The organism is Lactococcus garvieae subsp. garvieae (genome assembly GCF_029024465.1).
In the GTDB taxonomy this organism is placed as follows: domain Bacteria; phylum Bacillota; class Bacilli; order Lactobacillales; family Streptococcaceae; genus Lactococcus; species Lactococcus garvieae.
Genome location: NZ_CP118952.1, coordinates 1 through 10,137, shown reverse-complemented (window position 1 = coordinate 10,137; position 10,137 = coordinate 1). Strand labels below are relative to the sequence as shown.

General features: G+C 34.0%; 14 protein-coding genes and 1 pseudogene. 5 read left to right on the top strand and 10 right to left on the bottom strand.

All coding sequences use genetic code 11. The features are described 5' to 3' along the window. Positions 1–127: 127 nt before the first annotated feature. The 5 genes from fic to PYW30_RS10595 form a co-directional block, all read right to left on the bottom strand. Entirely contained in the window at positions 128–730 is a 603-nt protein-coding gene (gene fic / locus PYW30_RS10615) for a protein adenylyltransferase Fic (protein WP_042219814.1), read from the bottom strand. A 16-nt stretch (positions 731–746) separates the two neighbouring features. Beyond that, positions 747–1,370, bottom strand: coding sequence for a cell envelope integrity TolA family protein (locus PYW30_RS10610; protein WP_042219812.1), 624 nt, complete (start codon positions 1,368–1,370; stop codon positions 747–749). Then, positions 1,367–2,599: a relaxase/mobilization nuclease domain-containing protein gene (locus PYW30_RS10605; RefSeq protein WP_042219810.1), complete on the bottom strand. Its 1,233-nt coding sequence runs from the start codon at positions 2,597–2,599 to the stop codon at positions 1,367–1,369. The genes PYW30_RS10610 and PYW30_RS10605 overlap by 4 nt, the downstream gene beginning before the upstream one ends. Next, positions 2,578–2,943, bottom strand: coding sequence for a plasmid mobilization protein (locus PYW30_RS10600; RefSeq protein WP_042219807.1), 366 nt, complete (start codon positions 2,941–2,943; stop codon positions 2,578–2,580). Before PYW30_RS10600 ends, PYW30_RS10605 begins: the two co-directional genes overlap by 22 nt. Before the next feature lie 100 nt (positions 2,944–3,043). After that, positions 3,044–3,367: a hypothetical protein gene (locus PYW30_RS10595; RefSeq protein ID WP_042219806.1), complete on the bottom strand. Its 324-nt coding sequence runs from the start codon at positions 3,365–3,367 to the stop codon at positions 3,044–3,046. Positions 3,368–3,412: 45 nt separating this feature from the next. On the opposite strand from PYW30_RS10595, the pseudogene PYW30_RS10730 reads away from it, so the two are divergent. Next, positions 3,413–3,565 (top strand): annotated as a pseudogene (locus tag PYW30_RS10730) (IS30 family transposase); the annotation flags it as partial. Here the strand turns inward: PYW30_RS10730 and PYW30_RS10590 are convergent. Beyond that, entirely contained in the window at positions 3,562–3,921 is a 360-nt protein-coding gene (locus tag PYW30_RS10590) for a hypothetical protein (protein WP_042219830.1), read from the bottom strand. The pseudogene PYW30_RS10730 and the gene PYW30_RS10590 sit on opposite strands and share 4 nt — an antisense overlap. Positions 3,922–4,103: 182 nt before the next feature. On the opposite strand from PYW30_RS10590, the gene PYW30_RS10585 reads away from it, so the two are divergent. Continuing rightward, positions 4,104–4,205: a type I toxin-antitoxin system Fst family toxin gene (locus PYW30_RS10585; RefSeq protein ID WP_143467458.1), complete on the top strand. Its 102-nt coding sequence runs from the start codon at positions 4,104–4,106 to the stop codon at positions 4,203–4,205. Between the two features lie 127 nt (positions 4,206–4,332). On the opposite strand, the gene PYW30_RS10580 is transcribed toward PYW30_RS10585, so the two are convergent. Further along, positions 4,333–4,914 (bottom strand): recombinase family protein, encoded by a 582-nt coding sequence (locus PYW30_RS10580; protein ID WP_042219828.1) that lies wholly within the window; start codon positions 4,912–4,914, stop codon positions 4,333–4,335. Between the two features lie 519 nt (positions 4,915–5,433). Between PYW30_RS10580 and PYW30_RS10575 the strand changes: the two genes are divergently transcribed. From PYW30_RS10575 to PYW30_RS10565, 3 genes are read left to right on the top strand one after another with little or no spacing between them, the layout of a single operon-like run. After that, a complete protein-coding gene (locus tag PYW30_RS10575; RefSeq protein ID WP_042219826.1) occupies positions 5,434–5,850 on the top strand; it encodes an SRPBCC family protein in 417 nt (138 codons plus the stop codon). Further along, complete coding sequence (locus PYW30_RS10570) at positions 5,840–6,295, top strand: MarR family winged helix-turn-helix transcriptional regulator (protein ID WP_042219824.1); 456 nt, start codon at positions 5,840–5,842, stop codon at positions 6,293–6,295. The genes PYW30_RS10575 and PYW30_RS10570 overlap by 11 nt, the downstream gene beginning before the upstream one ends. Next, positions 6,288–6,713, top strand: coding sequence for an EVE domain-containing protein (locus PYW30_RS10565; RefSeq protein ID WP_042219822.1), 426 nt, complete (start codon positions 6,288–6,290; stop codon positions 6,711–6,713). The genes PYW30_RS10570 and PYW30_RS10565 overlap by 8 nt, the downstream gene beginning before the upstream one ends. 538 nt (positions 6,714–7,251) lie before the next feature. On the opposite strand, the gene PYW30_RS10560 is transcribed toward PYW30_RS10565, so the two are convergent. The 3 genes from PYW30_RS10560 to PYW30_RS10550 all read right to left on the bottom strand — a co-directional run bounded on the left by PYW30_RS10560 (position 7,252) and on the right by PYW30_RS10550 (position 9,870). Next, the gene (locus PYW30_RS10560; RefSeq protein ID WP_002319817.1) at positions 7,252–7,932 is read right to left on the bottom strand and encodes an IS6-like element ISS1N family transposase; all 681 of its coding nucleotides are present in this window, start codon (positions 7,930–7,932) and stop codon (positions 7,252–7,254) included. Positions 7,933–8,068: 136 nt separating this feature from the next. Next, positions 8,069–8,713, bottom strand: coding sequence for a hypothetical protein (locus tag PYW30_RS10555; protein WP_042219818.1), 645 nt, complete (start codon positions 8,711–8,713; stop codon positions 8,069–8,071). After that, on the bottom strand, positions 8,713–9,870 hold the full coding sequence (locus PYW30_RS10550; protein ID WP_042219816.1) for a RepB family plasmid replication initiator protein: 1,158 nt from the start codon (positions 9,868–9,870) through the stop codon (positions 8,713–8,715). Before PYW30_RS10550 ends, PYW30_RS10555 begins: the two co-directional genes overlap by 1 nt. Between the last annotated feature and the right edge of the window lie 267 nt (positions 9,871–10,137).

Below are 10,137 nucleotides of genomic sequence, written 5' to 3'. Positions count from 1 at the left end.
TAGGCTTCGCCTTTTTTTATTTTTTTCAAAAATTTAAAACCAAAGGTCAAAATCATCCAAAAAAAGAAACAGACTGCTCAAGTTTTATATTGAGCAGTCTGTTTCTTTAAATCGTGTTTATACGTGTTTATAGATCTTCTGTTTTAATTTCGTAATAGCCCTCGTAATAATAACTCGCATCAATTCCTTTAAAGAATTGTTCTTTTCCTAAATCATCGGTTAATGCCTTTTGAATCAAATATTTTAATTCATTGGTGCTGACTGTACTACGGATCATGGCATTTAAATATTCATCCTTATCAATTTGATTCCAATCGACGATTTTGTGTAGTTTATTTTTAAGCATTAAATCCAACCAGATACGAGTAGCTCGTCCATTGCCTTCCCTAAAAGGATGCGCCACATTCATATCCGAATACTTATCAATAATTTCATCAAAGGTTTCTTGAGGTAATTTATCAATATATTCAAGTGTTTGCGCTAAAAAAATACGTGGCGCAAATTGAAAGTTTCCTTTCGCAATATTCACTTCTCGAATTTTTCCTGCAAAGTCGTAAATATCTTGGAATAAAAAATGATGAATATCAGATAAGCCTTGAAATGTCCCAATTTCAAGATCCTCTATTTTGCCAGACTCAAACAATTCTTTGGCTCTTGTTTTCGTTAAGATTTCTTCTTGTTTGGCTAATTCTGCTGAATTTGTTAACCCTAATTTATTTTCTAAAACCAAAATATCCCCTCACTCTCTATTTTTTTGGAAAGATCCTTTTGAAAATTTTTGGACGTTGATCAAACCATGTTGAAGCGGTATACATTAATCGAAAACTGCCATAGATGCCAGCACCGATTAAACCAAAACCACCTAATCCAAGAACGACTGCCCCATAAGGATGTTTAGGCTGTATTTCCATCACTGTGTCATACAAAATATGCAAACCCCAACCATCCCAGATACCTTTATAAATCCATCGTCCGATGAGAATACCGACAACTAAGAAACAGAACAGGCAGACAATGTTCGCAATCAGAATACCGTAACGTTCGACAATCTCACGTTTGCGATCTGCTTTTATCTGCTCTTTTTGTTCATTCAGTTCTTTTTTCAAAGCGAGTAATGCTTGTTTTTCAACTTGAATGTCTTTCAGTATGGTCGCTTTTAGGTTTTCTGCCTCTAAACGATGGAGTTGTTCTTGAATGGCAGACTCAATTTTTTGATTCGCAACAGCTTCTATTTTTTCTTGGTAGTCCCGAAAGTCTTTATTAACTTCTTGACGGACTAAGCGGTCTAGTTCTGGAACGTTACTGAAATCAATTTTGCCATTTTTATAAGCATTTAATACTTGAACAACGAGTTGTTCATCTTTATTCATCGACTCATCCCCCGATCATGATCTTTTGTTGGTTTCTTTTCGGACTGTACGTCTCTATTCGCTTGTTTTTCTAGGCTTTTCTGTTGTTCTTGCTCGTAATTTTTCATGTCCTTTGAAAAGCGACGTTCAAAATCATCGAGGATTTTCTCTTTTGTTTGCTTTAATTTTCTTGTAACGCGTTGAGTAAGTTCTGGTACTCGTCCTGCAAGCTGTTTGATTGTGTCAATAAATCGATTAATTTTTGATTCTCGCTTGAGAGCTTCTGATTTTCTTGGTTCAATTGCTTGTTCAAGGCTAACAATTTCTGATTCTCTTTGTTGAGTGTCTCGCTCAAGCGGAGTAATCGCTGGTTCTCGTTGTTCAACAGCGCTAAATTCGTTTTGTCTTGCTCGGTTTTCCAACTCATGTAAAATGGTCTCCCTTCCAAAATCAGAACCCAATCGGGTCTCTCGTGCTCGTCTTTGCTTATTATTGGCGTCTAAAAAGGCGTATGAGAACGTTTGGCCTCTTTCTGATAGAATTACACCATTATCGGATAAGCGCTCTTTAAAAGTCTCATATGAGCTCACAGAGACATCTTGAAGCGATTTATTGATTCTTTCTCTCAAATCATCCATGTAAGAATACTCATTTTTGGCGATTAGTTCTTTTTCTGTCTCTGTTTGACGCTCTTTTGGTGGCTCTAAAATGTGCCAGTTTTCTCGAGAAGCGAGTCGATCATTCATTTCTCGTGCTCGTTGAACACTTTCCCCTTTTTGTTCTCTTAATTTCTTTCCTGTATCTAAATTGACCTTATTGACAATGATGTGGTTGTGTAAGACGTGATTTTTTCCGTCTAAATGCGTATAAACAGCGCTTTGATGGTTAGGATAAAGGTTTTCTGCTAATTCAACGCCTAAATCATTGGCTTTTTGCCAGTCTTTTTGAACTTTCGGATTCAGTTCATCTAAGGCGAAAGATTGGGTAATACGCAAGACTTGATTGGATTCTTTCGTTTGGTTATGAAGTTGTCGAATGACATCAAATTGTTCTTTGGCGATAAAGGGATCAATCCCGTTGGTTCCACCCACGGCAACTGCCCGACAATTTGTCAGCTCCACAGGACGTTCCAATTGATGGTCTTGTAGCCACTGTTCAGTTTTTTCATGCATGGGTCTGTCTTGACCTAAAGCATAATTAAGGGCGCTCGCTGCACTTGCGCCATTGCTTATTTTTGCAATTGTTGCCATAACTCTTTATACCCCTTTTGAGCTTGAGCGAGTACTCCGTATGTATAGCGTAAAGCCTCGATCAGCTCTTTATCTTGGTTGTCCATCCGATCGAATTGATTGAGTTTCTTGGCGATTTGATTTAAATTGGTTCCTTGTTTTGAGAGTTCTAATAATAAAGATTTCGCTTGGTCATATTCGAGATAAGGTTTTTTTAAATGAGATTTTTGTGCTAATTTTTTCGCATAAAGATTCGGAGAGAGTCCATATGTTTCTCCTGAAATTTTCAGCTTATTGTATTGTTCTTCAGATAATCGAAATTGAATGTACTTTGTTTGATTTTGTGATACTTCTTTCTGATCCATAAATAGCCTCCTCAAAGATAAAATGCCCCCGCGCTCATTCCTCAATCGCCCTTTGTCATTGATTTTGTTATAAGAATTGCGCCCTATTCGGTTACAATCATTATAACAAAATAGACCATATAAAACCATAAATACTGCAAGCTATCACATTGTAATACAAATCACTTCGTTCTTGTATTACAATATTGCTTGAAAAGGGGGAAGTTTCACTTTCCCCTTTTATCCCCTTTGGATTGTGTCGATTTGCTTTACGCAAACGCCAACTGCCCATTTGATAAAAATAAAATGGGCAAAAGATATTTCTTTTTGTCATACAAAAAGAAGAAAAAAAGAGACGATTTTCTTCTTCCGAAATCGTCCCTCTTTTTTCTAAAACCATGGATGAACGAACAAAAAATCTCTCGTATTTTGTTTGTTCATCCACTAAAAATATGCGAACAGTATGGCTTCATTCAATCCTGTTCTTACAAGTCAAAACCGTATGATACGCAGACACCTCCCTAAAGGCACAAAGAAAACCACGAAACAATTCGTGGCTTATATTGAGAACTGGATGAACAATTATCCAAGAAAAATGTTCAACTTCAAGACACCAAATCAGATGTTAATTGAATCTATCTAGTGGCTAACTTGCACTTGCAATTTGCGATAAAATTGTCCAATCAAAGATAAAATTAAAACAATACTCAATAAACTAAATACAGTATAAACTAAAATAGCTACAGGTACTTGATCTAATTTGTTAAATAATTCGGCGGATCCGGCGAAATAACCTAATATTGCTATAATCAAAGATACAAAGGTTGTTAACTTTTCAAATCTACTATCTATTCGATTCTCACGTATTAATTCCATCTCATAAGACTCTTTTGCAATTTCTTTGCCAAGTTTGTATATATTTGACCTCGCTTTATTTTTCTCTTTTTCATTGATTAAATTTGGATATTTTTCTAGCTCATTAGTTGCTATGCTATTCACCTCCTATATTTTATATTTATATCATACCATATTTTGGTATTTACCATTTAGTATGGACCTACTTACTGCCATCAACTGATTATTAATCATATTATTATTTGGCTATCAGTAATTGATATATGTTACAATATTTAGTGGCGCACCTTACCAATGCAGAAATGCCTTAGGAAGGGGGTGAGATAATGCTTCTGCAAATCTTCGTATCAGTAGTCGCTCCTATTGTGGTTGGAGTAATCCTTGAGCTGGTCAAGGAGTGGTTAAAATACCGACATAAGCGCCATTAATCCACATTCGCTCAGTTTCGCAGAACTGGGCGTTTTTTTGTACAAAAAAACTGAGGAATTCGCAGTTCCTCAGTTCCTATTGTGAGATACCACTCCCACAAATCTTCGTTAACTAAATTATAACATTTCAATATTCTTTGTCAATAGTTTGATTTTTTGCCTTTATAAATCTTCTTTTTTGTGTCGCAATACTTATCCCAGTTTTCCGCTCAATCATCTTGTAAGTCATTCCCTGCTGCTTTAACTCATAAGCAAATTGAATTTGTTCTTCGGTGAATTTTTGAGGGCGCCCCTCTTTAAAATTGGGATCATGAATTTTAGCAAAGTGTTTCCCTTCTTGAGTCCTGGTCACAATAAGATCTCTCTCAAACTGCGCAAAAGCACTGAAGATGGTAAAAATAAGTTGACCAGTCGGTGTATTATCGATAAGTCCAATATTTAATATATGAACCTTAATTCCTCGATTGAACAGAGATTGAACAATTTCTAAAACTTCTCTAGTGTTCCTGGCTAATCGATCTAACTTTGTCACAATTAAAGTATCGCCATTTGCTAACTTTTTGAGTACTAAATTAAATTGTGGACGTTCAACTGTAGTTCCCGTAAATTTTTCTTGGAAAACTTCTTCTGCTCCCGCTTCTTTCAGAACTTCAATTTGAGATTCTAATTTCTGTTCAAAAGTACTAACACGTGCATACCCAATTTTCATATTTTTACCCCCACTAATAACCCCAAGTTGCGAGCCCTTCTTTCTCCTTTAATTATAACATACAAAAAAATAGCTCACAACTGTTAAGTTATGAACAAAAAGACTTGTCAAAGGTTTTTCTTGGCAAGTCTTTTTGTTTATGCTCGTTGGTCTGCTTGACGACAGAAGCAGTCCGCTTGCAAAGCGGATAATAAACTAGAATAGTCCTGTAACGTCATAATTTGTCTTCTAAGCACTTTTAATCTTGTTTTGGTATAAATGTTCAAAGACAAAACCAAAAGCCCTTAGCATGAATAGCTAGAGTTGTATATATCGTTTTAAATACTTTAAAAGCCACTATAGTGCATTTTTAATTTATATAAATTGATAAAACACCCGCTTATTTTTTATGATATGGGACAAATGTGGGACTGATTATTACTTTCTAGTTTTTACTAAATATTGTTATTCTTATAAAAATGCTATTGCTTTATATTATAAAATAGTTTATAATAAAATCGTTTATAAAAGGAGGATATAATGAAATTTAGTTTTGAAACAATCGTAAGTGTAAGCTCAGAAAAAATATGGGAATATTATTCTAATACTAAAAAATGGTATTTATGGGAGGATGATTTAGAAGACATTACAATACAAAATGATAATTTTATTACAGGCAATAAAGGAGTAATGAAATTAAAAAATATGCCACCTATGGATTTTACTCTTACATCGGTAATACGTCATAAAGAATTTATTGATGTGACACAAACACCTATGGGAAATATTACATTTGGTCATTTCCTCATTCCAACTAATAAAGGGACGATAGTTAAACATGAAGTGTCATTAGACAATGAGCGGGAAGAAAATATCAATATACTTAAAGGTATATTTAAAGATGTTCCAGACTCAGTTTTTTCATTAAAGAAAGTTGTTGAATCATATGAGCTTTAATTCTAATTTTGATGACGATGCTTATAAATCTATAGGCTTTCAATTTATCAGAGTCTATAATGTTTGGCACCATAAAATTCACAATATTTTAAAAAGACATGACTTGACACACTCACAATTTGTCGTTCTAGCAGCGTTGGGATATTTACTTCAAAAAGATAATGATATTACACAAGTTACAATTGCAAAATTTATAAATATCGATACAATGACTTTATCTAAAATATTAAAAAAGTTGACAAAACAAGATTATATAACTAAAAAAAGTAGCTCTAAAGATCCTAGAGCTAACTGCATCTTATTAACTAAATTAGGACACAATTGTATTAATGAAGCCATTAGATCTGTTGAGCAAGTTGATCAATCTTTTTTTGGAAAAATAGACTTAAAAGAACAAATTCAATTGATTAACATATTAGATAAACTTGGAGAAAGTCATGACTAGAAGATACTGGATTGGTGTGGCCTCTTGCAATCATGTTCAGCTAGGAGTTAAAGGTGGTTTTTGTCAAGTATGTCATGGGAAAGCACAACCATTAAAACGTATGAGTAAAAATGATGTCATTATTTATTATTCTCCAACAAAAGAATTAGGCGTTAAAGACAGATTTCAATCTTTTAGTGCCATAGGAAGACTGATTGATGATGATATCTATCAATTTTCGATGACAGAAACATTTTCTCCTTATAGGAGAAACGTAGAGTTCTACACCAGTATTACTCCAGTAAATATACATAGTATCTTATATCATCTCGATTTTATTACTGATGTTCAACATTATGGGCAAAAATTTCGATATGGTCTTTTTGAAATCACAAAAAAGGATGCTATGACTATCTGGAAAGCTATGATACATCAGTAAATCTAATGTCAAAAATGATGTTTCAATTTTATGAAATGAAAGATAATCTTGTCCCAAAACAAAATTACTTTAAAATGTTTTATACATCATTAACTGAATTTATTTTAATTAAAACAAAAGAAAATCCCTATACAATACTGTATAAGGATTTTTAATATGCCCCCTGCAGGGCTTTAAAGCGATTTTACATATGCAAGCCGTTATCTTCTTCTTGTGATTGCTCTTGTTGATTATTTTGTTCTTGTACTTTGGCTTGCGGACTTTGCTTTACGAAGTTTAAAATCTTCATTTTCAATTTTTTTTTCTAACTTCTCTTTGCGTTTTTTGAGTTGTTCTAATTGTTCACTCATAAGCACTTACCTTTTAAGAATAAGCAGGAGGGAAATTATCATCATGATGATTGATATTTTTAATTTCATTCGCAACTTTTTTCGCAATTTCAGAAATTTTATCTTTAGTTAAATGCTCAAATGTTAAGTTTGATGGTTCTGTTGCGAAGTTTGAAAATCAAACGCGCCCTCTCTGAACTCCAAATATCTTAGGCTGTTATTCCCATTAATACCTTGATTTCAGTAGACACCGAAAAGCCGAAGAGCGTTCCATTTCTTCGGTTCTTTTTATATATTCCTCGAATGGTCTCCATGCCCTTAATCGTGGAAGAGGCTGTACGGAGACTTTGATAAAATTTATTTCGTCGTTTAATAGGTCGATGGTCTTGTTCTATTAAATTGTTAAGATACTTCACAGTTCGGTGCTCTGTCTTAGTATATAAACCCACACTCTGTAACTTTCTAAAGGCGGAGCCAAGAGAAGGTGCTTTATCGGTCACAATTGCTTTCGGCTCACCAAACTGTTTATGGAGTCGTTTTAAGAAAGCATAGGCTGCTTGCGTATCCCGTTTCTTTCGTAACCAGATATCTAAGGTTAAGCCGTCCGCATCAATTGCACGATAAAGATAATGCCAACGTCCCTTAATTTTGATATAGGTTTCGTCCATTTTCCATGAATAGAAGGATTGTCTATTTTTCTTCTTCCAAAGATAATAGAGGACTTTGCTGTACTCTTGCACCCAACGATAAATCGTAGTATGACAAACATTTATTCCACGATCATATAACAATTCCTGAACTTCACGATAGCTTAGATTGTAACGCAGGTAGTAACCAACAGCGACAATAATGACGTCTTTTTTGAATTGTTTGCCTTTAAAATGATTCATTACTCTGTCCTCTCTGTCTTTTTTCTCAATCTTTACACTAAAATAGATTTTTTGGAAAACTTTGCAACAGAACCTTCCCAATCATCCGTAAATCCCGGAAACCTTAATTCTGGAACTTTCTTTTTAACTGAATCATCTATTTTCGCCATAGTCCCCACCATTTTCTTGGTTTTTCTTGTTCTTCTATCCTTTTTTGATCTTTGATTTGTTCCTGCAAATTTTCCAACTTCTCTTTAAGAGCGTTCACTTCATCTTTATATTGATTGTCTAAGTGTTTGAATTCTGTTTCCTGTGAGGGCATTTTGAGAACTTTTAATCTGTCGTTTTCTGCTTTGTATTCTTCTAACAACTTTTTATCCTGTAAGGCTAATCGTTGTTGCTGGTCTAACAAATTTTGCGTTTGTTTTTGTGCTTCCACTAAACTTTTTATTTGTTCATCTTTATTGATATTTTGAGATTCAAGATATTCAATTTGGTGTTTAAGACTGTTTAAATAGCTATTTAAAGTGCTGTTTAATTCAACGCCTTCAACACTTGTATTTCCTTTTATATTAGTGTTTTCTTGGTGTTTAACGGTATTTAACTTACTGTTTAAACTGCTGTTTAATTCAATACCTAGATTTTCTTTTATTTGTTTAACCGCTTCAGCGGTTAATAGCTTCATACTATTATTTCTAACTACATATTCGCTTGATATTTTAGAAACTTGATAATGAATTTTATTCTTGCTAACTCCTAACTCATCCGCAAGCTCTTTGATTGTCTTTAACTTTTCACTCATCATAAGTCCTGCCTTTTAACCGTAGGTAGATATTGCTCGATTGCTTTTTTCAGATACTTCGCTACATTGCGTTTAGAATAGGCTTCTTGTTTGCTAGATACATAAGACAAGTGGTCTTTGACCCCATTCAATCCTCTTAATTCCTTTAACTCGTCATAGAGAGGATACACGTGCGCCTGCAATCCTGCCATAAGTGACGTATCGGTCATTTCATAAGGACTTAATAGCATATTATCCAACAAAAGTTTCGTGTATTTACTTTTTAATGCTTTCCCTGCTAAAAGTTCTTCTGCTTGTTCTTTATTTGCTTTATCCTGCAAATAAATAGGGTCTTGTTCTTCCAGCTTGTAGAAGTCATTTCGTGCGACTGGTTTCTTCGTGATATGAAAGACAATAGAATCGATGCTTCGTCCTTTTTTTATCTTGTCATAAGACACGTTAAAGGAGGTGTGTTCGTTGATTTCTTCCAACGGTTCTTTTAAAACTCGTGTTTCAAAATGAGTAAAACGTTTATAATCATTGATGGTATCCGTCATTTCTCGTAATTCTAGAATTGAAATTGAAGGATTGCGGTAGGCTTCCACTTGTTCTTCTCTCCGTCCACCCTTATAACTATAATGCTCGTATTGGTTATAATTCATGGATAACCAACGATACAAAATGATAGAATGTTTACTATTGAGTTCTGAAATATCGGACAAGGCATGTTGTGTGAAATTCTTTTTAAGATTGATTAGATAAGGCATGATTTCAGGACTAAATCGAATAGTAACTTCATCATGATAATCGGTCCACTTTACATAGGGAATAGGGACGATATTTTCAAACTCAAACCCATGTTCTTTTTTTTCTTTAATTTTGAAAAAAGCTTGTTTCTGCATATTCTCAACTGCCTGCTTGAAACGACTATGTTTGTCATTATCAGAAACTTTAAAAAACGCAAAAAGTTCTTCTTTTGAGAGATAGACTGTGTGGTCTTTAGGCGGTTCTTCGGTATTAATGCACGATACCGCTAACTCAAACATTTTGAGTGGGGTTTTATCCATTTTGGCAATGCTTGTAATTAAAGAATTATGCTCCACTACTTTTCGTTTTGATAATTCGTTCAAGATTTGCACCTGCTTCTTATTGTGTTCATTTTTTGGTATACTGGACATAGAAATAAGCTCCTTTGAGTGTTTTTAGAGTAAGCATGAAGAAAGTCTGTCCAAAGAATTGTTCTTCATGCTTTTATTATACCAAAATACAGCCACTTAAAAAAGTTTTTTGTGGCTGTATACACAGTTTTTTGTGGCTGTATACACAGTTTTTTGTGGCTGTATACACAGTTTTTTGTGGCTGTATTATTCTTTAAACCCTTGAAAAAACTCACTTTTTTTTGACGCAAAAGAATAAAAGATTAAAATATATATGATAAATTAATA

Coding starts and splice junctions, on each gene's coding strand:
- PYW30_RS10555 (WP_042219818.1), bottom strand. CDS start 8,713: ATGAGTGAAAAGTTAAAGACAATCAAAGAGCTTGCGGATGAGTTAGGA.
- PYW30_RS10570 (WP_042219824.1), top strand. CDS start 5,840: ATGAGCTTTAATTCTAATTTTGATGACGATGCTTATAAATCTATAGGC.
- PYW30_RS10575 (WP_042219826.1), top strand. CDS start 5,434: ATGAAATTTAGTTTTGAAACAATCGTAAGTGTAAGCTCAGAAAAAATA.
- PYW30_RS10605 (WP_042219810.1), bottom strand. CDS start 2,599: ATGGCAACAATTGCAAAAATAAGCAATGGCGCAAGTGCAGCGAGCGCC.
- PYW30_RS10610 (WP_042219812.1), bottom strand. CDS start 1,370: ATGAATAAAGATGAACAACTCGTTGTTCAAGTATTAAATGCTTATAAA.
- PYW30_RS10600 (WP_042219807.1), bottom strand. CDS start 2,943: ATGGATCAGAAAGAAGTATCACAAAATCAAACAAAGTACATTCAATTT.
- PYW30_RS10550 (WP_042219816.1), bottom strand. CDS start 9,870: ATGTCCAGTATACCAAAAAATGAACACAATAAGAAGCAGGTGCAAATC.
- PYW30_RS10585 (WP_143467458.1), top strand. CDS start 4,104: ATGCTTCTGCAAATCTTCGTATCAGTAGTCGCTCCTATTGTGGTTGGA.
- PYW30_RS10580 (WP_042219828.1), bottom strand. CDS start 4,914: ATGAAAATTGGGTATGCACGTGTTAGTACTTTTGAACAGAAATTAGAA.
- PYW30_RS10565 (WP_042219822.1), top strand. CDS start 6,288: ATGACTAGAAGATACTGGATTGGTGTGGCCTCTTGCAATCATGTTCAG.
- PYW30_RS10560 (WP_002319817.1), bottom strand. CDS start 7,932: ATGAATCATTTTAAAGGCAAACAATTCAAAAAAGACGTCATTATTGTC.